Source organism: Lentzea alba, from assembly GCF_011067745.1.
Lineage (GTDB): Bacteria > Actinomycetota > Actinomycetes > Mycobacteriales > Pseudonocardiaceae > Lentzea > Lentzea alba.
Genome location: NZ_JAAMPJ010000001.1, coordinates 707,362 through 730,039, shown reverse-complemented (window position 1 = coordinate 730,039; position 22,678 = coordinate 707,362). Strand labels below are relative to the sequence as shown.

Here is a 22,678-nt window from a genome sequence, read left to right as displayed (position 1 = left end):
TGGTTACGGCAGCGGGGCGGCTCCGCGCTCTGCCAGGTAGTCCTTCATCAGGTCGGTCTCGGCCGACTGCGACTTCAGCATGTTGTCGGCCAGCGTCCGCACGAATGGCTGGCTGGCCCGCGTCGCCGCGTACTCCGCCATCGGCGCCCCGCCCGTGTGGTGGCGGAGCATGAGCTGCAGGAAGTACACGTCGAAGTCGCGCCCGCCCGGCATGGTGCGCAGCTTGGTCAGCTCGTCGGTCACGGCCATGCCCGGCATCAGCGGCTTGCCGGCCTCCGGTGTGGTGGCGCCGTGACCGTGCACGCCGGAGTCGTTCATCCAGGCCATGTAGACGCCGGACACGTTCTGCTCGTGCTCGTTCCACATCATCAGCCAGCCCTTCATGCGGCCGACCTGTTCGAGCTGGGTCGAAGCGATGTCGAACGCGAGCTGGCGCACCTCGGGATCGGTCGAGCGGTCCCTCGCGATGTTGGCCATCTGGATGCCCTGCAGGTGGTGCTGGGCCATGTCCTGGCAGAAGCCGATGTCCGCGGAACCGGACGCCGGCACCGCGGACGTCGTGGAGCCGGGCAGCTTCACCAGAAGGCCGACCGCGGCGCCGAGCAGCAGCACGGCGAGCACGGCGGCACCGATGACGAGGGTCCGAGCCACCCCGGAGGGGCGCTCGGAGACCTCGGCGGACTCAGAAGTCATCAGCTGGACGGCGGCGTCGAGGCGGAGCCCGACGGAGGCGTGCTGGGGGGAACCTGGCCCTGCTGGCCCTCGGTCTTCGAGTCGTCCGTGCCACCGTCCATCGGCACGGCGTCGGCACCCGGCTTCTCGGCCACGAACGGGGCCGGGTTCGACAGGAACTGCGCGTTCTCGCAGGACGCGCCGACCTCGGGGTAGGTGTTCGCGTTGCGCAGCAGCGACGAGATGAACTGGTCGATGCGCTCGTCGTCGGCCTTCTCGACCTTCAGCTGGTGGCCCCAGGACTGCAGCGAGATCGGCTTGTCGAGGCCGGGGAACGGCGACATCATCATGTACGGGATGCCCTCGACCTTGGCCTTGAGCTTCGCGAGCGCGTCGTCCTTGACCTGGTCGGGGTTGTAGGCGATCCAGACGGCACCGTGCTCGAGGCCGTGGACCATGTTCTCCGTGCGCACGGCCTTGTCGTAGACGACACCGGTGCAGTCGGCCCACGTCGAGTCGTGCGGGCCACCGAAGGCGGGGGTCTGGTCGTAGGCGACGCGCTGAGTCGGCTGGACGTGCTTGGAAGCCGCGTACTCCTTGGTCACGATGCCCGCGAGCTGCTTCGACGGGTCCTTGTTCGTGTCCGAGGGCTTCCACTTGGCCAGGGCGGCCTCTTTGACGTTGTTCGCGTGGATCTGCGTGTACGCATATCCGAAAACGCCGCCCGCGAGCCCCAGCACCGCGATCACGGCGATGATCGTGCCCCACGGCTTGGGCTTGCTCGCCACCACCGAGGAACGGGCTGCGGCCACGCTGTTGCGTGTGGCCTTCGTCTTCTTGCCGCTGGTCATGTCCGCCTCAGATGTCGTCCTGGTCAACCGGCGCCAGTGTAGGGACATCGTGTCTGGTCACTGTCAGCGCAGGGCGATACCACGTGTGCGTTAACACTTGCCGTCTCACCCTCCGAGACCCGGTAACCCGGTCGAGACCTGCGACAACGCTTCTCTAAACTCATACGTCGTGACCCCTGAAGCGCTCGCCGATCTGGTCCGGACTTCGGTTGCCCAGTTGCTGGCCGACCGAGGCTTGGACACCACCGCTGCCCCACAGCAGGTGACGGTCGAGCGACCCAGGAACCCCGAGCACGGCGACTACGCCACGAACATCGCGCTCCAGCTCGCCAAGAAGGTCGGCGTCGCCCCGCGCGATCTCGCCACGTGGCTCGTCGAGGCGCTGCGGGCCCAGTCCGCCATCGCCAAGGCCGACGTCGCCGGTCCGGGCTTCATCAACCTGACCATCGCGACCGAGGCCCAGGGCGCGATCGTCGAGGACGCGCTGAAGGCCGGCTACGGCACCGGCACCGAGCTCGCCGGCACCAGGATCAACCTGGAGTTCGTCTCCGCGAACCCGACCGGCCCCATCCACCTGGGCGGCGCGCGCTGGGCGGCCGTCGGTGACGCGCTCGGCCGGATCCTCCAGGCCCGCGGCGGCGAGGTCACCCGCGAGTACTACTTCAACGACGCGGGCGCGCAGATCGACCGGTTCGTCCGGTCGCTGATCGCCGCCGCGAAGGGCGAGCCGGCCCCCGAGGACGGCTACGCGGGCACCTACGTGAGCGACATCGCGGCGGAGGTGCTGCGCCGCGAACCGGGCGCGCTCGCCGACCCGGAAACTGTGCGCGAGGTCGGCGTCGGGCTGATGTTCGAGGAGATCAAGCGCAGCCTGCACGACTTCGGCACCGACTTCGACGTCTACTTCCACGAGGACTCGCTGCACCAGAGCGGCCGGGTGGACGAGGCCGTGGCCAAGCTCAAGGCGAACGGCTCGCTGTACGAGAAGGACGGCGCCTGGTGGCTGCGGTCCACGGACTTCGGTGACGACAAGGACCGCGTCGTCATCAAGAGCGACGGCAACCCGGCCTACATCGCCGGGGACATCGCGTACCTCGTCGACAAGCGCGGCCGCGGCTTCGACCTGTGCATCTACATGCTCGGTGCCGATCACCACGGCTACATCGCGCGCCTCAAGGCCGCGGCGGCCGCGCTGGGAGACGACCCGGACCGCGTCGAAGTGCTGATCGGCCAGCTCGTGAACCTCGTCAGCGGCGGCCAGCCCGTGCGGATGAGCAAGCGGGCGGGCACCGTCATCACCATGGAAGACCTGGTCGACGCCGTCGGGGTGGACGCCGCCCGCTACGCCATGATCCGGTCGAGCGTCGATTCCAGCCTCGACATCGACCTCGACCTGCTGCGCAAACACAGCAACGACAACCCGGTCTACTACGTGCAGTACGCCCACGCGCGCACGTCGTCGATCCTCCGCAACGCCGCCGACCTCGGCATCACCCCAGGTGAGGACTTCGCGCTGCTCACCCACGAGCGCGAGGGCGACCTCATCCGCACCATCGGCGAGTTCCCCAGGGTGGTGGCCACCGCCGCCGAGCTCCGGGAACCGCACCGCGTCGCTCGCTACCTCGAAGAGCTCGCGGGCACGTACCACCGCTTCCAGCAGGACTGCCGCGTGTTGCCACGCGGTGATGAGGAGACGACTCCGTTGCACCAGGTCAGGCTTCAGCTCGTCAACGCGACCAGGCGTGTCTTCGCCGCGGGCCTCGGCCTGCTCGGCGTGAGCGCCCCGGAGCGCATGTGATGCGCGCGCACCCGGCCGGACCCCGGCACGCCGACGTGATGGTCCCCGGCAACACCGCCGGCGACCGCCCTTCCACCGCGGACCAGCTCGACTTCCTGCACCCGGCCGTCTGGCCGCGCAACGCCTCTCGCAACGACGCGGGCGTCGTCGAACTCGCGGGCGTGGACGTGCGCGGGCTCGCCGAGCAGTACGGCACCCCGTTGTTCGTCATGGACGAGCAGGACTTCCGCGCCCGCTGCCGCGAGCACGCCGAGGCGTTCGGCGACCCGACGCTCGTGCACTACGCCTCCAAGGCGTTCCTGAGCGTCCAGGTCGCGAAGTGGGTGGCCGAAGAAGGCCTCTCGATCGACGTCTGCAGCGGCGGTGAACTCGCGATCGCCCTCAAAGCGGACTTCCCCGCCGAGCGCATCGCGTTGCACGGCAACAACAAGAGCGTTCCCGAACTCGTCGCGGCCGTCGAAGCCGGCGTCGGCGGGATCGTGCTCGACTCGTACCACGAGATCGCGCGCCTCGACCAGATCGCGCGCGAACGCGGTGTGGTGCAGCCGGTGCTGATCCGCGTGACGGTCGGCGTCGAGGCGCACACGCACGAGTTCATCGCGACCGCGCACGAGGACCAGAAGTTCGGCTTCTCGCTGTCCTCCGGCGACGCGGCCGAGGCCGTGCGCCGCGTGCTCAAGGCGACCGGCCTCAAGCTCGTCGGCCTGCACAGCCACATCGGCTCGCAGATCTTCGACGCGTCCGGCTTCGAGGTCGCGGCCCGCCGCGTCATCGGCCTGCTCGCGGACGTCCGCAAGGAGCACGGCGAGATCGACTCGCTGACCGTCGTCGACCTCGGTGGCGGCCTCGGCATCGCCTACACGCCGGACGACGACCCGCCCCCGCCCGCCGAGCTGGCGCGCCAACTGCACAACATCGTGCAGAAGGAGTGCGAGCACAACGGCTTGGAGATGCCTCGCATCGCGGTCGAGCCCGGCCGCGCGATCGTCGGCCCCGGCACCATCACCGTGTACGAGGTCGGCACCATCAAGGACGTCGAGCTGGACGGTGGCGCGCGGCGCCGGTACGTCAGCGTCGACGGCGGGATGAGCGACAACATCCGCACGGCGCTCTACGACGCGGTCTACGACTGCAAGCTCGTCTCGCGCGCGTCCGAGCCCGAGTCGAGGGCCGTGCTGTGTCGTGTGGTGGGCAAGCACTGCGAGTCCGGTGACATCGTGGTGCGCGACTGCTGGCTGCCGGACGACCTCGCGCCGGGAGACCTGGTTGCGATCGCTGCCACAGGGGCCTACTGCTACTCGATGGCGAGCGGGTACAACCGACTTCCACGGCCCGCGCTTGCCGCGGTGACCGATGGAGAGGCGCGGCTGCTGCTGCGTCGTGAGACCGAGGACGACCTGTTCCGTCTGGAGGTATGAAAGCCGTGAAACCGATTCGGGTCGCCTTGCTCGGCTGTGGCACGGTGGGCACGGAGGTAGTCCGGCTGCTGACGGACCAGGCCGAGGACCTCACCCAGCGCGTCGGCGCGCCGGTTGAGCTCGCGGGCATCGCCGTGCGCAGGCCGAACAAGCACCGCGAGGTGCCGGAGCACCTGCTCACCACGGACGCCGAGGCGCTCGTGAAGTCGGACGACGTGGACGTGATCGTCGAGGTCATCGGTGGCATCGACCCGACGCGCGGCTTGCTGCTGGAGGCGCTGCGCAACGGGAAGTCCGTCGTGACGGCGAACAAGGCTCTGCTCGCCGAGCACGGTTCGGACCTGTTCGAAGCCGCCGACGCGTCCGGTGCGGACCTCTACTTCGAGGCCGCCGTCGCCGGCGCGATCCCGTTGCTCCGCCCGTTGCGGGAATCCCTTGCGGGAGACCGGATCACGCGCGTCATGGGCATCGTGAACGGCACGACGAACTTCATCCTGTCCGCGATGGACGCCACGGGCGCGGGCTACGCCGAGACGCTCGAAGAAGCCTCGCGTCTCGGTTACGCCGAGGCGGACCCGACCGCGGACGTCGACGGGTTCGACGCCGCGTCGAAGGCCGCAATCCTTGCGTCCCTTGCGTTCCACACGCGCGTGACGGCATCGGACGTGTACCGCGAGGGCATCCGTTCGGTGTCCGCCGCGGACATCGCGGCGGCCAAGGGGCTCGGGCGCACCGTGAAGCTGCTCGCGATCTGCGAACGCGTGGTGAGCCCGTCCGGCCAGGAGTCAGTCGCCGTTCGAGTGCACCCGGCCATGATCCCCAGGACGCATCCGCTGGCCAGCGTCAACGGTGCGTTCAACGCGGTGTTCGTCGAGGCCGACGCGGCGGGGGAGATGATGTTCTACGGGCAGGGTGCCGGTGGCGCCCCGACGGCGAGCGCGGTGCTCGGCGACCTGGTCGCCGTGGCGCGCAACCAGGTCGCGAGCGGACGTGGTCCGCGCGAGTCGGCCTACGCCGCGCTTCCCGCGCAGCCCATGGGGAACACGCCCACGCGCTACCACATCAGCCTCGACGTGGCGGACAAGCCCGGTGTCCTCTCACAGGTCGCCGCGGTGTTCGCCGAGCACGACGTGAGCATCGCCGCGGTCCGCCAGGAAGGCCGCGTCGAGGACGCCAGCCTGGTGATCGTCACGCACGCGGCGACCGACGCCGCGCTGCGGTCCACTGTGGACAAAATCGGTGGCCTCCCCGTGGTGCGGGACGTCGTCAGCGTGATGAGGGTGGAGGGCGAAGAATGAGCGGCGCTGCGAAGGCGGGCTGGCCCGGTCTGATCCACGCGTACCGCGACCGGATCGAGATCCCCGAGGGCGCGGAGATCGTGACGCTGCACGAGGGCGGCACGCCGCTGGTGCACGCGAAGCGGTTGTCGGCGCTGACCGGTTCCGAGGTCTACGTGAAGGTCGAGGGTGCGAACCCGACCGGCTCGTTCAAGGACCGCGGCATGACGGTCGCTATGACGTACGCGCTCGCGTCCGGCATCAAGGCGGTCATCTGCGCCTCCACCGGCAACACCTCGGCGTCCGCCGCCGCCTACGCGGCCAAGGCCGGTCTGACCGCCGCGGTGCTGGTGCCGAGCGGCAAGATCGCGATGGGCAAGCTCGCACAGGCCGTCATGCACGGCGCGAAGATCCTGCAGATCGATGGCAACTTCGACGACTGCCTGGAACTCGCGTCCAAGACCGCCGCCGAGTACCCGGTGACGCTGGTGAACTCGGTCAACCCGGTGCGGCTGATCGGCCAGCGGACCGCGGCGTGGGAGATCTGCGACGTGCTCGGCCAGGCGCCGGACTTCCACTGCCTGCCGGTCGGCAACGCCGGCAACATCACCGCGTACTGGCAGGGCTACAAGGCGTACGAGCAGGGCCTGCCGAAGATGTACGGCTTCCAGGCAGCGGGCGCGGCGCCGCTCGTGTCCGGCGTGCCGGTGACGAACCCGGAGACCATCGCGACCGCGATCCGGGTCGGCAGCCCGGCGTCGTGGACCGGTGCGATCACGGCTCGCGACGAGTCCGGCGGCCTGATCGACGCGGTCACCGACGACCAGATCCTCGCGGCGTACCGCCTGCTCGCGGGCAGCGAGGGCATCTTCGTGGAGCCGGCGTCGGCCGCGTCCATCGCCGGTCTGCTGATGACCGCCGAGGACGGGCGGCTGCCGAAGGGGTCGACGGTCGTGTGCACCGTCACCGGTCACGGTCTGAAGGACCCCGACACCGCGTTGCTCGGCGTCACCGAGGTCGAACCGGTGCCGGTCGACCCCGGCGCGGTCGCGCACGCCCTGGAGCTCGCGTGAAGTTCCTCGTCTCCGTCCCCGCGTCGACCGCGAACCTCGGTTCGGGGTTCGACGCGCTGGGCATGGCGCTCGGGATGTACGACGACGTCGAGGTGGCCGGCGGCGACGGTGCCGACGGCCTCTCGATCGTCGTGGAAGGTGCCGGATCGGGTGAGGTCCCGCTCGACGAGACCCATCTCGTCGTGCGGGCCGTCCGCGCCACCGGGTACACCGGTGGGCTCGCCCTGCGCTGCCGCAACACCATTCCGCACGCACGCGGGCTGGGCTCGTCGGCCGCCGCGATCGTGGCGGGTGTCGTAGCCGGATTCACCCTGACGGGTCGCGAGTTGGACACGGACGCGTTGCAAATCGCTGCCGAGTTCGAAGGTCACGCGGACAACGCGGCGGCCTCGCTGTTCGGCGGCGTTGTCGTTGCGTGGTCGGAAGGAGAGCGGTACCGCGCCGTCCGGATGGAGCCCGACGCACGGGTGCGCCCGGTCGTGCTGATCCCGTCGCAGGAGTCGTCCACCAAGACCACCCGCGGCCTGCTTCCGGCCGAAGTGCCCCACGCGGACGCCGCGCACGCCGCGGGACGGGCCGCCCTGGCGGTGCACGCGCTGACGTCGGATCCGGCCGTTCTCCTTGCTGCGACTGAGGATCGCCTCCACCAGAACTACCGCGAGCCCGCGTGGCCCGACACCGTTCGGGTGATCAACGATCTTCGCAAGCTCGGTGTTCCCGCCTGCGTGAGCGGAGCGGGACCCACCGTGATCGCGTTCGGCGAGATCCCGGCCGAGGTCGACGTGCACGGCTTCGACGTGCGGAGACTCGACGTCGACACCGCCGGGGTGCGCGTTCGGCCATTGGACTGACACGCCCGACCCCGGTTGTTGCATGCCGGGGGACCGGCGTCTACCCTCGGGGGCGATCAGTCACCGCGCGCACGGGCGCCGGTGTCGCGCTCGGACACTCGTTCCGAGTCGCAATCCTTTTGTGTTCCGGCTCTGTGCCGTGCGGGCGGGGCGGACGCAAAAGAGGCACCCGATCGCCGTGTGACCTGAGAAAAGTCCCGTGCTTGCCGGAAGCGGTGTGTGCTTCCGTCTGCATCGGACTTGACCGTCGTTCCCCAGTTGAAGCGGGAAGACGGGTCCGCTGGGCCGCGTAGGAGGCGGGGCCTGGTCAGGAAGGACATGTGTGAGCAACACCGATTTGCTGAGCAGCGACGTCGCAGCTGCATCTGGTTCTGGAGCCGAGGAGAACGCTCTGTCCACCCCTTCGAACGGCACGACGCCGCGCCGCCGCGCGGGTCTGTCCGGCATGGTGCTCGCTGAGCTTCGTGAGCTCGCCGGCCAGCTGGGCATCACCGGAACCGCAGGCCTGCGCAAGGGCGACCTGATCGCGGCCATCAAGGAGAAGCAGGGCGCCGGTGCCCCTGCCAAAGCGGAGAAGCCCGCGAAAGCCGAGAAGGCCACCGCGAAGGCGCCCGCTGAGAAGCCGGCCGCTGCCAAAGTGGTCGAAAAGGCCGTTGAAAAGCCTGTTCAGCAGCAGCTCGAGGTAGCCGACAAGCCGGCCGCCGCCGAGCCCATCGCTGCCGACGACGGCGGCCGCTCCTCCGAGGACGGTGGGCGCCGTGGAAACCGTCGCCGCCGTTCCGGCCGTGGCGGCGGCAACGCCGACGCGGGCGAGGGCCAGCCGCAGCAGGAGCAGCAGCCGCGTGCGGAGCGCACTGAGCGCTCCGAGCGTCCTGAGCGCGCCGAGCGTCCGGACCGCGGTGAGCGGCCCGACCGCGGCGAGCGTCAGGAGCGCGGTGAGCGTCCCGAGCGCCAGGACCGTGGCGACCGCAACGAGCGCGGCGACCGCGGTGACCGGGGCGGCCGTGACCGCAACCGCGACCGTGGTGACCGCAACGACCGCGGTGACCGCAACGACCGCCAGGGTGGCGGCCCGCAGGGCGACGACGACGGCGATGGCCGTCGTGGCCGCTTCCGCGACCGTCGCCGTCGTGGCGGCCGCAACGAGGGCGGCGAGCGTCAGGACCGCGAGACCGAGGTGCGCGAGGACGACGTCCTGCTCCCCGTCGCGGGCATCCTGGACGTGCTGGAGAACTACGCGTTCGTCCGCACCTCCGGCTACCTGGCCGGCTCGAACGACGTCTACGTCTCGCTCTCGCTGGTCCGCAAGTACGGCCTGCGCCGCGGTGACGCCATCACCGGCGCCGTCCGCCAGCCGCGCGACGGTGAGCAGCAGCGCCAGAAGTTCAACCCGCTGGTCCGCGTCGACAAGATCAACGGCCTGGACCCGGAAGAGGCGCGCAACCGCCCGGACTTCACCAAGCTGACGCCGCTCTACCCGAACGAGCGTCTGCGCCTGGAGACCGAGCCGCATATCCTCACCACCCGCGTCATCGACCTGGTGATGCCGATCGGCAAGGGCCAGCGCGCCCTGATCGTGTCGCCGCCGAAGGCCGGCAAGACCTCTGTTCTGCAGTCGATCGCGAACGCGATCACCAAGAACAACCCCGAGTGCCACCTGATGGTCGTCCTGGTGGACGAGCGTCCGGAAGAGGTCACCGACATGCAGCGCTCGGTGAAGGGCGAGGTCATCGCCTCGACCTTCGACCGCCCGCCGTCGGACCACACCACCATCTCCGAGCTCGCGATCGAGCGGGCGAAGCGCCTGGTGGAAATGGGCCACGACGTGGTCGTGCTGCTGGACTCGATCACCCGCCTGGGCCGCGCCTACAACCTGGCAGCCCCGGCCTCCGGCCGAATCCTGTCCGGTGGTGTCGACTCCACGGCGCTCTACCCGCCGAAGCGCTTCCTGGGTGCCGCCCGCAACATCGAGGGCGGCGGCTCCCTCACGGTGATCGCAACGGCGCTGGTCGAGACCGGTTCCGCCGGTGACTCGGTCATCTTCGAGGAGTTCAAGGGCACCGGCAACGCCGAGCTCAAGCTCGACCGCAAGATCGCCGACAAGCGCACGTTCCCGGCTGTGGACGTCGACTCGTCGGGTACTCGTAAGGAAGAGCTCCTGCTCTCCCCGGACGAGATGGCGGTCACGCACAAGCTCCGCCGCGTGCTGCACGCCCTGGACGGCCAGCAGGCCATCGACCTGCTGCTCGACCGGCTCCGCAAGTCGCGCACCAACATCGAGTTCCTGATGCAGGTGGCGAAGACGACGCCGGGCGCCGAGCAGGACTGATCGCTCGCGCAAGTTTCACGTGAAAAGACCCCCGGTGCAGGTCACCGGGGGTCTTTTCGCGTCTGTTCACTCGAACGCCAGCGTGCGGTCAGCGGCAGTCGGACGCCGACCGACTCTCGTCGGTCTGCACCAGGCACTGGAACACCAGGCCCAGCAGCACCGGTATTCCCACGACGGTGGTGGCCAGCGCGGGCACCTCCACGGCGCCCACCAGCACGCCGAGCGCCAGCAGGCCGCCGAGGTACGACCACCGCAGCCACACCCGCTGCCAGGGCCGACTCCACCGCACCCCGCTGGACACCGCGGCGGCAACAGCCACGCCGGCCCCGCACACCGCCGGTGACAACGGCACGGTGGTCCAGGAAGCGGTGATCAGCCCTGCCGACCCCATCAGGCCGAACACGGCGAAAGAGAACAGGAACGGCACGGCGAGCCACACGCGAAGGCTCATCGCTCGTTCGGTGGTGCAGAACACGGCACACAGTCTGATGGACAGCGACCAACAACACGGAGCCGTATGTGGCCGAACGGCCTCACCTTGCGCCGAACGGCGTATCGCGGAGGTTAAGCGGTTGTGACTTCAGCCACGCGAACGCCCGTGCGGCACCCGCGGGAACAACCGCGTTTTTGCACGTGTTGAAGGGTCTGGCAAACTAAACGGTCGAGTCCGGCTCCGGTTCACCCAGCACAGCGTGGGACCCGGCGGCCATCCTCTGAAAGGGACAAGATCTTGAAGACTGGAATCCACCCGGAGTACACCGTCACCGAGGTGACGTGCAGCTGCGGCAACGCCTTCACCACGCGCAGCACCACGGCGGCGTCCGAGGTTCGCGTCGAGATGTGCTCGAACTGCCACCCGTTCTACACGGGCAAGCAGCGCATCCTGGACACCGGCGGTCGCGTCGCGCGCTTCGAGGCGCGTTACGGCAAGCGCAACAAGTAGCTGCTTTCACGGCGCCTGACCTCGGCAAATCTGCCGAGGTCAGGCGCCGTTGCCGTTCACACGACCCACAAGCAGGGAGCCGAACACCGTGTCGCAGTCGCTGGACAGCCTGCTCGCCGAGTACGACGAGCTCGAGAAGAAGCTCGCCGACCCCGGCGTGCACGCCGACCAGGCGGGGGCGCGCAAGCTCGGCAAGCGGTACGCCGCGCTCGGGCCGATCGTGAAGACTGCGCGGGAGATCGAGCAGGTCAAGAACGACCTCGAGGCCGCCAAGGAGCTCGCGGCCGAGGACAGGACGTTCCAGGAAGAGGTCGACCAGCTCGAGGAGCAGCTCCCCAAGCTGGAGGAGAAGCTCACCGAACTCCTGCTGCCGCGCGACCCGCACGACGGCGACGACGTGCTGCTGGAGATCAAGTCGGGCGAGGGCGGCGAGGAGTCCGCGCTGTTCGCCGGCGACCTGCTGCGCATGTACACGCGGTATGCCGAGCGGCAGGGCTGGAAGGTCGAGATGCTCGACGGCACCGACTCCGACCTCGGCGGGTTCAAGGACGTCACGGTCGCCATCAAGGCCAAGAGCGCCACGCCGGACGGCGTCTGGAGCCGGCTCAAGTGGGAGGGCGGCGTGCACCGCGTCCAGCGCGTGCCCGTCACGGAGAGCCAGGGCCGCATCCACACGTCCGCGGCGGGCGTCCTCGTGTTCCCCGAGACCGAGGAAACGACCGAGATCGAGATCGACGAAAAAGACCTGCGCATCGACGTCTACCGGAGCAGCGGCAAAGGCGGCCAGTCGGTCAACACCACCGACTCCGCGGTCCGCATCACGCACCTGCCCACCGGCATCGTCACGTCGTGCCAGAACGAGCGCAGCCAGCTGCAGAACAAGGCCCGCGCCATGCAGGTCCTCCAGAGCCGCCTGGTGGCGCTCGCCGAGGAGCAGAAGGCGCAGGAGCAGAGCGACGCCCGGCGCACCCAGATCCGGACGGTCGACCGCAGTGAACGGGTGCGGACCTACAACTTCCCCGAATCGCGAATTTCCGATCACCGGGTTGGGTACAAAGCGCATAACCTGGACCAGGTGCTCGACGGTGACCTGGACGCGGTGGTGGACGCACTGGCCGCCGCTGACCGGGCAGAACGGCTCGCAGGCGGGTAATCCGACGTGAGAGGGGCGCGTTGTGGCCGAGATCCTGGTGAACCCACAGGTGGCGCCCCTCGACCAACCGGTCGACATCGTCGTCGTCGGCCTGAAACCCGGCCAGCCGATCACGGTTCAGCTCTCGACGGGCGATCGTGCGTCCCGTGGCGTCTTCACCGCTGACGACCGCGGTGTCGTCGATCTGACCAGGCATGCTCCGGTTGAGGGCAGCTATCACGGTGTCGACCCGATGGGGTTGTTCTGGTCGCTGGAACGCACCGGCGGGAAGCCGGCGCCGATGTGCCTGTCGGTGGAGGGCGTCGGTGACCGCGTCCTCGAGCGGCTGACGGTGCCCGAGGGCGTCGTGCGGGTCGAGGTCCGCGAGAACGGCCTGGTGGGCACCCTGTTCGCCCCTGAGGACGACGGAGCCGAGTTGCCGGGCGTCATCGTCCTCGGCGGCTCCGAGGGCGGCCTGCACGAGTCGGACGCCGCTTTGCTGGCCGCGCACGGGTTCGTGACGTTCGCGCTCGGCTACTTCGGCATGAAGGGCCTCCCGAAGCACCTCGAAGACGTCCCGCTGGAGTACTTCGGCACCGCGATCGACTTCCTGGCCGAACGCGCGGGCGAGATCGGCGTGATCGGTGGTTCGCGCGGCGGTGAGCTGGCGCTCCTGGTCGGCGCGACGTTCTCGGAGGTCAGGGCGGTCGTGAGCGTCGTCGGCAGCGGCGTGGTCACCCAGGCGATCGGGCCGGGCGCGAACCTGCTGCAGAAGCTCTCGCACGAAGCCGCGTCGTGGACGTTCAAGGGCGAGCCGCTGCCGTACCTGCCCTACTACGTGAGCGACGAGCTGCGCGCCAAGATCGTCAACGACGAACCGGTGCCGTTGAAACTCGCGTTCGACCTGAGCGACGGCATCCCCGAGGACACCGAGATCCGGGTCGAGAACATCGTCGGGGGTGTGTTGCTCATCTCGTCCGGGCACGACGACGGGTGGCCGTCCGCCGAGCTGAGCGAGGTCGCGCTGCGGCGGTTGAAGGACCACGAGCACCCGTTCCCGTTCGAGCACGTCGTGTATCCCGAGGCAGGACACCTGATCGCGGGCCCGCCGCACCGGCCGGCCACCGAGGTGACCTATCCGGGGCCCGGCGTCACCTTCTCGGGTGGTGGTGTTCCGCACGCCACAGCGCATGCGCGGGCGAACGCCTGGAAACGGACGGTTGAGTTCTTGCAGGAGCAGCTCGGGACCTAGGGTGTGCTCATGAGCGCACACTTTGATGTCGTGGTCGTGGGTGCGGGTCCCGGCGGGTACGTCGCCGCGATCCGTGCGGCTCAGCTCGGGCTGAAGACCGCCATCGTCGAGGAGAAGTACTGGGGCGGCGTTTGCCTGAACGTCGGCTGCATCCCGTCGAAGGCGTTGCTGCGCAACGCTGAGCTGGCGCACATCTTCACGCACGAGCAGAAGACGTTCGGCATCAAGGTCGACGGCACCGTGAGCTTCGACTACGGCCAGGCGTGGCAGCGCAGCCGCAAGGTCGCGGACGGGCGCGTCAAGGGCGTGCACTTCCTCATGAAGAAGAACGGCATCACCGAGTACAACGGGTGGGCCAACTTCACCGACGACCACACGCTGACCGTCGGGGACGAGACGATCACCTTCGGCCACGCGATCATCGCCGTGGGCGCCACGACCCGGATGCTGCCGGGCACGCAGAAGTCCGACCGCGTCGTGACCTACGAAGAGCAGATCATGACCGAGGACCTGCCCGAGTCGATCATCATCGCCGGTGCGGGCGCGATCGGCGTCGAGTTCGCCTACGTCATGCACAACTACGGCGTGAAGGTCACCATCGTCGAGTTCCTCGACCGGATGGTGCCGCTCGAGGACGCCGAGGTGTCCGCCGAGCTGCTCAAGCGCTACAAGAAGATGGGCGTCGACGTGCGCGTCGGCACCCGCGTCGAGTCGATCGACGAGTCCGGCCCCAAGGTCCGCGTCACCGTGTCGAAGAACGGTGCCGAGGAAGTCCTGGAGGCCGACAAGGTCATGCAGGCCATCGGTTTCGTGCCGCGCGTCGAGGGCTACGGCCTCGAGAGCACCGGCGTGAAGCTGACCGACCGCGGCGCGATCGACATCGACGGCCGCGGCCGCACGTCCGTGCCGCACATCTTCGCCATCGGTGACGTCACCGCGAAGCTGATGCTCGCGCACACCGCCGAGTCGATGGGCATCATCGCCGCGGAGACCATCGCGGGTGCCGAGACGATGGAGCTCGACTACGTGATGATCCCGCGGGCGACGTTCTGCCAGCCGCAGATCGCGTCGTTCGGCTACACCGAGGCGCAGGCCCGCGAGAAGGGCTTCGACGTCCAGGTCGCGAAGTTCCCGTTCACCGCGAACGGCAAGGCGCACGGCCTCGCCGACCCCGGCGGCTTCGTGAAGCTGATCAGCGACGGCACGCACGGCGAGCTGCTCGGCGGTCACATCATCGGCCCCGAGGCCACCGAGCTGCTGCCCGAGCTCACGCTGGCGCAGCAGTGGGACCTCACGGTGCACGAGGTCGCGCGCAACGTGCACGCGCACCCGACGCTGTCCGAGGCCGTCAAGGAAGCAGTGCACGGCCTGGCCGGGCACATGATCAACTTCTGAGATAGCTTCTCTTCGATGATGAACCGGCAGCCGCTCCGTCTCGCCATCTCCGAGGCGGCCAAGATCCTCGCCGAGGCGGGGGTGGACAGTCCGCGCGTCGACGCGGAGTACCTGGCCGCGCACGTGCTCGGCGTGGAACGCGGGCGGCTGCCGCTCATCCCGCTGGTCGATCCGCCGGTGATCGACCAGCTGCACAAGCTCGTGCGCACGCGGGCCTCGCGCATCCCGTTGCAGCACATCCTCGGCTGGGCGCCGATGGGGGCGATCTCGGTCGAGGTCGGGCCCGGTGTGTTCGTGCCGCGGCCGGAGACCGAGCTGCTGATGGAGTGGGGCCTGAAGGCGCTCGTCGGCGTTTCCTCACCCGTTGTCGTGGATCTGTGCACGGGCACGGGCGCGCTGGCGTTGTCGATCGCTCAGGCCCGGCCGGACGCGGTGGTGCACGCGGTCGAGATCGACCCTCAGGCGCTGGCGTGGACGCGGCGCAACGCCGAGACGCGCATCGCGGCGGGGGACACCCCGATCCGGTTGCACTCGGGTGACGCCACGGATCCTTCGCTGCTGTCCGATCTGGACGGTCAGGTGGACCTCGTGGTGTGCAATCCGCCTTACGTGCCAGAGGGAACTCCCGTGCAGCCCGAGGTCGGGGTGCACGATCCGCACCACGCGGTCTTCTCCGGCGCGGACGGCCTGGACGTGATCCGGCACGTCGTGTCGGCGGCCGCGCGGTGGCTCAAGCCGGGCGGATCGGTCGGGATCGAGCACGACGACACGCAGGGCGAGTCCGTGCCGGCGCTCCTGTCGGCGCGCCGGGTGCTCACGGACGTCGCTGATCACGCAGATCTGGCGGGACGGCCGCGGTTCGCCACCGCCCGCAGGGTCGGTTAGAAGAGCGCGTCGAAGGCCTTCGTCAGGTCCTTCATCTGTTCGCCGAGACCGCGATCGGCCAGCCTGTCCATCAGGTGTGTCGTGACGTCCTTGCTGGGCCGGGGTTTGCGCGCTTCCACCCGCAGGTCGTCGAGGGTCTCGATGGTCGATGTCGGCGCCTTGGCCTCGTTGAGGTCCTCGCGCAGTTCGTCGAGGAGCCGCAACACGGCGGCGACGTCCTGAATGTGTCCGATGTGGACGCTCCCGGCTCTGGCGCGTCCGCTGGTGCCGATCGCCGGTCCCTGGAGCTCGAAGTTCCGTTTGCTCATCGGTTTTCCTCGGCAGTGCTGACTCTGGTCGCGGCCGGCGGCGCGCCGCCGCTGCTGCTCGGCCCGTACTTCTCGTAGTAGAACCTGCTGTACCTGTCGCTCGTGCAGAGCTCGTCGATGAGCTTGTGCGGCGCGAAGACCAGCGCGATCCTGCCCGCGACCGTGCCGGGCACGAGCGGCGCTCGCACGTGCGACGAGACCTGCTGCGGGCGTTTGCCGAGCAACAGCCACGCCGCGAGCGGCATCGCGCTCCTGACGAAGCGCAGCGCGTTGGCGGAGTCCGCGAACTCCTCGTCGCGGTGTGCGGCTCCGCAGCGGAAGCCGGTTGTGTCGGCGCGTGACTTCGGAGAATCGCTTCCCGTCGCCGCGGCGGGAGTTGACATTGTCCTGTCCACTTTCTGTCATTGATTCAAGCACTCTTTGTTTGTGCTGGTCAGGGACGTGATCAGACAACGAACAACACGCATTTTCCGGTGATGCTGGCACAATAGTCGGTTCTGCTCAGAACGAGTACAAAGGTGGATGAATTGCGAATTGTCAATGCGCCGAACGAGGGCAGCTGACGGCCTTCTCGGACGCCCGGCGCCTCACCGCGCTGCGCAGCGGCTTGCGAGTCGTGGAGTCGTGGGCGGAGTTGACAAAACCTGGCCAATAACACGACGTTTCGTCGCATTGGGGCCAAACGGTCGTAAGTTTCCAGGCGGGGAGGGCACGCGGTCGCGCGCTACGAGGATCCGCCGCCTCGCGCGCGACCGCGTGTGTGCCTAGGGCCTGTATCGAGGTCCTAGCGCTCGCTCGTCATCGCCAGCACCTGGCCGAGGTGCCGTGCCAGCCCCGTGTTGTCCGCCGGGCCGATGGTGAACCAACCGGCGCGCGTCGGCACGTTCGCGTAGCGGCCCGCTCTGGTGTCGATCCAGGTGACCGGCGGGAAGTCCTTTTTGGACCGTCCGCGCTCCAGTGAGACCAGGAAGTGCCCGTTGCCCAGGGCGGGCCCGGTCAGCATCTGCCTGGCCAGGCGGACGTCGTCGTTCTGCGTCGTCCGGACGGCCTGGCGGAAGCCTTCCTGTTGCTGCGGCTGGGCCTCGAAGGCCTGCGCGGGCACCGTCACCGGCTTGCCGGGACCGGGGCGGCCCGGTGGCATCACGTTGGCGATGCTGGTGGCGATCTCGTTGGCCTGCACCAGCTTCAGCGTGATGCTCGCTTCCTCCTGCGTCACCAGCACCGCATATCCACCGCGGGCGACCACGGTGGCGCGGATGACCCGCTCCTGACTGACGTCCGGCAGGCACATCGCGATGACGCGCAACTCGGGCCGTGCCAACAGGTTCAGCGCGTCCTCGAGGTCCGGCTCCGGCCTGCCCCGCCGCGCCAGCCCCCTCCGTTCGAGGTCGGCGTGCACGGCAGCCTTGATGCGCGCGCGTTCGTCGAGCGTCTCGCCGTGCTGGCTGACGTCGAGGGGATAGGGAACGCTCCCCGCCCGCAGGTCCTCCCAGAGGACCTCGAACGCGGGCAGGGAGAGCTGGGCGATCTGCTTCATCCGCCGATCACCGGCGGCGCGACCATGCGATCGTCGTCGAAGAACTCGTCAGTCGGCACGAGGTAGTTCGACTTGTGTTCCTTGTCCTCCGCACCCTGACCACCCTGGCCACCGGCGCCTGCCCCGGCACCCGCCGCGCCTGCCGCACCCTGACGACCGCCGGCACCCGCGCCCGCCGCGCCCGGCCCACCGCCGGGTGTTGCGACGCCCGCGCCGCCGCCCGGAGTCGCCGGCCCGAAGCTGCCCATGCCACGCCCAGCCGCGCCCGGTCCGCCCATACCGCCGGCGCCCATGCCGCGCCCGCCGCCCCCACCAGGACCGCCTTGGCGCATGCCGCCACCGCCGCCGGGAGGCCTGCCCTGGCCACTACCGCCCGGCAGTCGACCCGGCGGGAACCCGCCGGGGCCGGGAAAGCCCGGACGGTTCTGATCGCCGCGCCGGTTCGGGTCGAAGTTGCCGGGCAGGTTCGGGTCCTTGGCCTGCGGTGCCACCCACGCCGGGTTGGTCGTGCCGTTGTTGCTGCCAGGCGGCGTCGACGGCATGCCGGTGTTGTTGGAGAACCGCTGGTTGGCGTTGACGTTGCTCAGGCTGTGCGAGCTCGTGCTGCTGCTGGTCTGCGTGACGCCCTGGTCCTGCGTGACCTGCGGCGTGGACTCCATGGCGGGCATGGACATCGCCGCGGCCATCATCGTGTTGTCCCGCGTCTGCATGACCTGGACAGCTTCTTCTTTGGCGCCCTGCTGCCGGTTGTAGGTGGAGATCATCTCGACTGGAGCGCCCACCATCATCACAGGACTGACGAAGCCGCCCTTGTTGGTGAGCCAGTCACCGGCGATCTTCATCGGATTGAACTCGACCGGGGCAGGCATGCTCTTGTTCGCTTGAACCGCCGCGTCCCGCTGCTGCGCGATGGCGTTCGAGGTACGCGTGAAGCCTTCACCGGTGTTGTCCGCGAACGTCCCCACCTTGCCGAGCGCCACCCGAACCGCATCGGCGGCCTTGCCCGTCCACCCGGCTTGTGAGCCGTTCACCAGGATGCTGAAGTCGGTGGCCAGCTCTTTGAACCGGTTACCGAGCTGGCCCCAGGCGTCGATCACCTGGTTCGCCGCGTTCGGGTCGTACTTCTCGGTGACCAGCTTCTGCATCTGTTCATGCGGTTGGCCCGGGTAGTTCGCACTCGGATGCGGAACGGTGGGCTTGATGGGCGCCATAAGAATCCCCCCAGGCGTCGCTACGGCAGTTTGGACGCAATCAAGTCGGCGGCCTTTGAGGCCCGATCGCAGGCGGCGGCAGTGTCCTCAGAGCTGAGCGAAAGGTTTGAGATCACCAGAACGGACGACGACTCGCTGACTGCGATTGCGATGGTGCAAGCGTTTTTGGCGCCGTCCTGTGCCTCGACCTTCTTCGCGTCGAACTTGCCGACCTTGGTGTCCGTGATCTTGTCTCCGTCGAGGTTCAGATCACTGACACCGGATTTCGTGCGGACGCCGGCGCGAACGCCTCCGTTGCCGCTGATGTTCCAGGCGCACCCGTCCGAAGTGCCGACCTGCGAGGCTTTACCGGGGTATGTGAGGCCCAGGGTCTTGACATCGGCTTCGGTGAGCAGGTCGCACGGCTTGATCGCTTCGAGGCCCGACGCCGAGTCGGAGCCGCTGGTGGGCGTTGAACCACTGTTCGTCGGCGTCGGAGTGGCGGTCCCCGTGGTGCCGGTGCATCCGGCGGTGAGGGCCGCGAGGCCGATCGTCGTGGCGATGAGGATGCGCTTCATCATGTCCCGTTGAGTTTCTTGAGTGCGTCGGCGTGGGTCTGGTCCGTGTTTTGGTAGGTGGCGCGGCTCTTCTCGATCTGCGTCTTCAGATCGTCGATCGCCTTGTGAACGTCCTTGAGCGTCTGCTGGGCCGCTCTGCCGAAAGTCCGGTTGCCCTGGCTGATCTGCTCGGCGTAACCGCCGCCGAGCTTGGTGTCCGCGCTGAGGTCCAAGGCGCTCTGCTGGACTTCGTCGAGCACGTCCTTCATCGCGGTCAGCTTCTTGATCATGGTGTCGACCAGGTGTGGATCGACGGACAGCGCCTGCGTCTCCACCGCAGCGGCGACAGTCTTGCTCGCTTCGACGATCGCGGCGAGGCCGCCCCCGAAGATGTCGTTCCACGCGCCGCCGGTCTTGCCGCTCGTCACCAGCGCTTCTTCTGACACAGAAGTTCGACCCTCCCCCGATTGCGCTCTGTGGTCGACACATGACCTTACCGTGGTGCGCCCATTTGGGGGATGAGTTGAACTACTCAACCTGTTCGGGGCGAAACAGTGCCTGGTCAGGCGAGCGATGAACGCGCTAAGTGAGAACGAAAGCTCAGCTGCTGAAGACGCTGAGTGACTAACACGGGCCTTGCGTCACCCCGTCGGGGTGGCTGGCTAGGCTCACCGAGGTGAGCACGGTTTACGACTGCAGCGAACCGAGCAACCGCGCGGCTGGACTTGCCGCCGCGGCCGGTGCGGTGCGGAGCGGGCGGCTTGTCGTCCTGCCCACCGACACGGTTTACGGGATCGGCTGCGACGCGTTCGACGCGGAGGCCGTCCGGAGTCTGCTCGACGCCAAGGGGCGCGGGCCGGACATGCCGGTGCCGGTGCTGGTCGGGTCCTGGACCACCATCGACGGACTGGTGCTGAGCGTGCCCCGGCAGGCGCGGGCGCTCATCGAGGCGTTCTGGCCCGGTGGGCTGAGCATCGTGTTGCCGCACGCGCCGAGCCTCGCCTGGGATCTGGGGCAGACGCGCGGCACGGTGATGCTGCGCATGCCGTTGCATCCGGTGGCGCTTGAACTCCTGCGCGATGTCGGTCCGATGGCCGTGTCCAGCGCGAACAAGACGGGGCACGCGCCGGCGTCCAGTGCGCAGGAGGCGCGGGACCAGCTCGGCGACGCGGTGCCGGTGTACCTCGACGGTGGGTTGAGCGGCGAGAACATCGCCTCGACCATCGTCGACCTCACGGGGCCGGACGCGTTGATCCTGCGTGAGGGCGCGGTCAGCAAGGAAGAGGTCAACGAGGTGCTCGGCATCGAGGTCGACGTCGCGCGGTGACGCGTGGCTGCCAGAATTGATCATGTCGCCGCGGGCGTACCGTGGTGAGCACCCCCGAATCGCTCCCGATTGATTGGTAGGCCCGTGGGGCCCGCATCCTCGTTCGTCCTTCCCGTGCGCGAGTACCTGCTCGTCGCGTTGATCGCCGCCGTCGTGACGTTCCTGCTCGTCGGTCTGGTGCGCGCGATGGCGTTCAAGCTCGGTGCGGTGGCTTATCCGCGGCAACGCGACGTGCACGTGCAGCCGATGCCGCGCATGGGTGGCGTTGCCATCTACGGCGGTGTGCTGTGCGGCATGTTCGTGGCGCACCAGTTGCCCGTGCTGCGGACGGCGTTCGACTTCTCCAACGACCCGTGGGGCGTCATCGTCGCGGGCGGCGTCATCGTGCTCGTGGGCGCGATCGACGACAGGTTCGAGCTCGACTCGCTCACCAAGCTCGCGGGCCAGGTCACGGCGGCGGGCATCCTCGTGCTGTTCGGTCTGCAGTGGATGATCGCGTGGGTGCCGTGGGACGGCGGCGCGACCATCTCGCTCGACCAGAACCAGGGCGCGTTGCTGACCGTGCTGCTCGCGGTCACGATGATCAACGCGATGAACTTCGTCGACGGCCTCGACGGCCTGGCCGCCGGCATCGGGCTCATCGCCGCCGCGGCCACCTGCGCGTTCTCGATCGGCCTGCTCGTCGAACGCCAGGGCGCGGTCGAGGCCTACCCGCCCGCGCTGATCGCCGCCGCACTCGCCGGCGCGTGTCTGGGCTTCCTGCCGCACAACTTCAACCCCGCGCGCATCTTCATGGGCGACTCTGGCTCGATGCTGATCGGCCTCATGCTCGCCGCCGCCACGACCAGCGCGTCGGGCAAGATCAACCAGGCCACCGGCAGCGCGGCCGACCTGCTCGGTCTGCTCTCCCCGCTGATCGTCGTCGCCGCGGTGCTGTTCGTGCCGCTGCTCGACCTGCTGATGGCCATCATCCGCCGCACGCGCCGCGGCGAGAGCCCGTTCTCACCGGACAAGATGCACCTGCACCACCGGTTGCTGGAGATCGGCCACTCGCAGCGCCGCGCCGTGCTGCTCATCTACTTGTGGGCCGGCGTGCTGGCGTTCGGTGCCGTGGCGCTCACGTTGTTCGACCCGGTCATCGTGGCCACGTGCTTCGTCATCGGGTTGATCGTGACGTTCGTGGTGTCGGTGATCCCGCGGCTCAGGGAAGCGCGCAAGTCCTAGGAAGACGCGCTGCGGCCGGGAATTGGCGCGGCGTCTTGTTTGGGGCCGCTTAACCGTCGTTAACGAGGGCTGCCCGCAGGCGCCGCAATGCGACTTCCTACACTTCGGGACATGAGCGACGCGGACAAGGCCGTCACGCACGAGCTGGTCGTCCAGCGACTCGCCGGGGAAATGTTCCGCGGGGCCGCGTGGGCCGCGCTCGGCACGTTTGTCCTCGGCGTCGTCGTGTCAACCGTGATCTGGGGGACCGCTGGTCTCAACGGATCATTGATCGGTGGTGCGATCGCCATCGGTTCGAGCCTCGTCACGCTGTTGTTGATGCGCAAGACGGCGGCGCTTGATCCGATGTTCGTGATGGTCGCCGCTCTTGGTGGATTCACCGGCAAGTTGCTCGTGCTGCTGCTCGCGGTGATCTTGCTGCGCAACCAGTCGTGGCTCGAACCCAAGGCACTGGGAATCACCCTGGTGGCTACGGTGCTCGTGACCTCGTTCCTGGAGGCGAGAGCCTCCAAGCGCAGCCGTAGTCAGATGGTGGTCCCCGCCTCCGAAGGCACCTGAGACCTGCTGATATGGTCCGCGCAGACCAGGGACACCCGATCGCAGGGGTGCCTCTGGTAGTCGCTTGCGAACCGTAAGGTACGTTAAGTCCAGATCGTGAC

Annotated in this window: 23 protein-coding genes; 14 read left to right on the top strand and 9 right to left on the bottom strand. The window is 68.6% G+C overall.

Going from position 1 to position 22,678, the window contains the following annotated elements; genetic code table 11:
• Positions 1-3: 3 nt before the first annotated feature.
• Both G7043_RS03535 and G7043_RS03530 read right to left on the bottom strand, forming a co-directional pair.
• Positions 4-693 carry a DUF305 domain-containing protein gene (locus G7043_RS03535; RefSeq protein WP_166043774.1) on the bottom strand — a complete coding sequence of 230 codons (690 nt, stop codon included), beginning with the start codon at positions 691-693 and terminating at the stop codon, positions 4-6.
• Complete coding sequence (locus G7043_RS03530; protein ID WP_166044918.1) at positions 693-1,523, bottom strand: DUF3105 domain-containing protein; 831 nt, start codon at positions 1,521-1,523, stop codon at positions 693-695. Before G7043_RS03530 ends, G7043_RS03535 begins: the two co-directional genes overlap by 1 nt.
• A 169-nt stretch (positions 1,524-1,692) precedes the next feature.
• On the opposite strand from G7043_RS03530, the gene argS reads away from it, so the two are divergent.
• The 6 genes from argS (at position 1,693) to rho (ending at position 10,269) form a co-directional block, all read left to right on the top strand.
• Positions 1,693-3,321 carry an arginine--tRNA ligase gene (gene argS, locus G7043_RS03525; RefSeq protein WP_166043772.1) on the top strand — a complete coding sequence of 543 codons (1,629 nt, stop codon included), beginning with the start codon at positions 1,693-1,695 and terminating at the stop codon, positions 3,319-3,321.
• Positions 3,321-4,739 (top strand): diaminopimelate decarboxylase, encoded by a 1,419-nt coding sequence (lysA, locus tag G7043_RS03520; protein WP_166043770.1) that lies wholly within the window; start codon positions 3,321-3,323, stop codon positions 4,737-4,739. The genes argS and lysA overlap by 1 nt, the downstream gene beginning before the upstream one ends.
• Positions 4,736-6,037: a homoserine dehydrogenase gene (locus G7043_RS03515; protein WP_166043768.1), complete on the top strand. Its 1,302-nt coding sequence runs from the start codon at positions 4,736-4,738 to the stop codon at positions 6,035-6,037. The genes lysA and G7043_RS03515 overlap by 4 nt, the downstream gene beginning before the upstream one ends.
• A complete protein-coding gene (gene thrC, locus G7043_RS03510; protein WP_166043766.1) occupies positions 6,034-7,089 on the top strand; it encodes a threonine synthase in 1,056 nt (351 codons plus the stop codon). Before G7043_RS03515 ends, thrC begins: the two co-directional genes overlap by 4 nt.
• On the top strand, positions 7,086-7,940 hold the full coding sequence (gene thrB / locus G7043_RS03505) for a homoserine kinase (RefSeq protein ID WP_313887683.1): 855 nt from the start codon (positions 7,086-7,088) through the stop codon (positions 7,938-7,940). Before thrC ends, thrB begins: the two co-directional genes overlap by 4 nt.
• A 322-nt stretch (positions 7,941-8,262) precedes the next feature.
• Positions 8,263-10,269 (top strand): transcription termination factor Rho, encoded by a 2,007-nt coding sequence (rho, locus tag G7043_RS03500; protein WP_166043761.1) that lies wholly within the window; start codon positions 8,263-8,265, stop codon positions 10,267-10,269.
• 88 nt (positions 10,270-10,357) lie between these two features.
• Here the strand turns inward: rho and G7043_RS03495 are convergent, their stop codons facing one another.
• Positions 10,358-10,720 carry a hypothetical protein gene (locus G7043_RS03495; protein ID WP_166043759.1) on the bottom strand — a complete coding sequence of 121 codons (363 nt, stop codon included), beginning with the start codon at positions 10,718-10,720 and terminating at the stop codon, positions 10,358-10,360.
• Positions 10,721-10,999: 279 nt separating this feature from the next.
• Between G7043_RS03495 and rpmE the strand changes: the two genes are divergently transcribed.
• The 5 genes from rpmE to prmC all read left to right on the top strand — a co-directional run bounded on the left by rpmE (position 11,000) and on the right by prmC (position 15,876).
• Entirely contained in the window at positions 11,000-11,212 is a 213-nt protein-coding gene (rpmE, locus tag G7043_RS03490) for a 50S ribosomal protein L31 (RefSeq protein WP_166043757.1), read from the top strand.
• Between the two features lie 88 nt (positions 11,213-11,300).
• Positions 11,301-12,365 (top strand): peptide chain release factor 1, encoded by a 1,065-nt coding sequence (gene prfA / locus G7043_RS03485; RefSeq protein WP_166043755.1) that lies wholly within the window; start codon positions 11,301-11,303, stop codon positions 12,363-12,365.
• 22 nt (positions 12,366-12,387) lie between these two features.
• Positions 12,388-13,596 carry an acyl-CoA thioester hydrolase/BAAT C-terminal domain-containing protein gene (locus tag G7043_RS03480; RefSeq protein ID WP_166043753.1) on the top strand — a complete coding sequence of 403 codons (1,209 nt, stop codon included), beginning with the start codon at positions 12,388-12,390 and terminating at the stop codon, positions 13,594-13,596.
• A gap of 9 nt (positions 13,597-13,605) precedes the next feature.
• Entirely contained in the window at positions 13,606-14,991 is a 1,386-nt protein-coding gene (gene lpdA / locus G7043_RS03475) for a dihydrolipoyl dehydrogenase (protein WP_166043751.1), read from the top strand.
• A gap of 18 nt (positions 14,992-15,009) precedes the next feature.
• Positions 15,010-15,876 (top strand): peptide chain release factor N(5)-glutamine methyltransferase, encoded by an 867-nt coding sequence (gene prmC, locus G7043_RS03470; protein WP_166044917.1) that lies wholly within the window; start codon positions 15,010-15,012, stop codon positions 15,874-15,876.
• On the opposite strand, the gene G7043_RS03465 is transcribed toward prmC, so the two are convergent.
• The 6 genes from G7043_RS03465 to G7043_RS49230 form a co-directional block, all read right to left on the bottom strand.
• Positions 15,873-16,184 (bottom strand): hypothetical protein, encoded by a 312-nt coding sequence (locus G7043_RS03465; RefSeq protein ID WP_166043749.1) that lies wholly within the window; start codon positions 16,182-16,184, stop codon positions 15,873-15,875. The genes prmC and G7043_RS03465 overlap by 4 nt on opposite strands.
• Entirely contained in the window at positions 16,181-16,567 is a 387-nt protein-coding gene (locus G7043_RS03460) for a hypothetical protein (RefSeq protein WP_166043747.1), read from the bottom strand. The genes G7043_RS03465 and G7043_RS03460 overlap by 4 nt, the downstream gene beginning before the upstream one ends.
• 401 nt (positions 16,568-16,968) lie before the next feature.
• Positions 16,969-17,721, bottom strand: coding sequence for an ESX secretion-associated protein EspG (locus G7043_RS03455; RefSeq protein WP_166043745.1), 753 nt, complete (start codon positions 17,719-17,721; stop codon positions 16,969-16,971).
• A complete protein-coding gene (locus G7043_RS03450) occupies positions 17,718-18,866 on the bottom strand; it encodes a hypothetical protein (protein WP_166043743.1) in 1,149 nt (382 codons plus the stop codon). The genes G7043_RS03455 and G7043_RS03450 overlap by 4 nt, the downstream gene beginning before the upstream one ends.
• An 86-nt stretch (positions 18,867-18,952) precedes the next feature.
• Positions 18,953-19,492: a DUF3558 family protein gene (locus G7043_RS03445; RefSeq protein ID WP_166043741.1), complete on the bottom strand. Its 540-nt coding sequence runs from the start codon at positions 19,490-19,492 to the stop codon at positions 18,953-18,955.
• Entirely contained in the window at positions 19,489-19,896 is a 408-nt protein-coding gene (locus G7043_RS49230) for a type VII secretion target (RefSeq protein ID WP_166043739.1), read from the bottom strand. The genes G7043_RS03445 and G7043_RS49230 overlap by 4 nt, the downstream gene beginning before the upstream one ends.
• Before the next feature lie 248 nt (positions 19,897-20,144).
• Between G7043_RS49230 and G7043_RS03435 the strand changes: the two genes are divergently transcribed.
• The 3 genes from G7043_RS03435 (at position 20,145) to G7043_RS03425 (ending at position 22,577) form a co-directional block, all read left to right on the top strand.
• Complete coding sequence (locus G7043_RS03435) at positions 20,145-20,795, top strand: L-threonylcarbamoyladenylate synthase (protein WP_166043737.1); 651 nt, start codon at positions 20,145-20,147, stop codon at positions 20,793-20,795.
• 84 nt (positions 20,796-20,879) lie between these two features.
• Positions 20,880-22,019 carry a glycosyltransferase family 4 protein gene (locus G7043_RS03430; protein ID WP_166043735.1) on the top strand — a complete coding sequence of 380 codons (1,140 nt, stop codon included), beginning with the start codon at positions 20,880-20,882 and terminating at the stop codon, positions 22,017-22,019.
• Positions 22,020-22,130: 111 nt separating this feature from the next.
• Positions 22,131-22,577: a hypothetical protein gene (locus G7043_RS03425; protein WP_166043733.1), complete on the top strand. Its 447-nt coding sequence runs from the start codon at positions 22,131-22,133 to the stop codon at positions 22,575-22,577.
• The last annotated feature ends 101 nt before the right edge of the window (positions 22,578-22,678 follow it).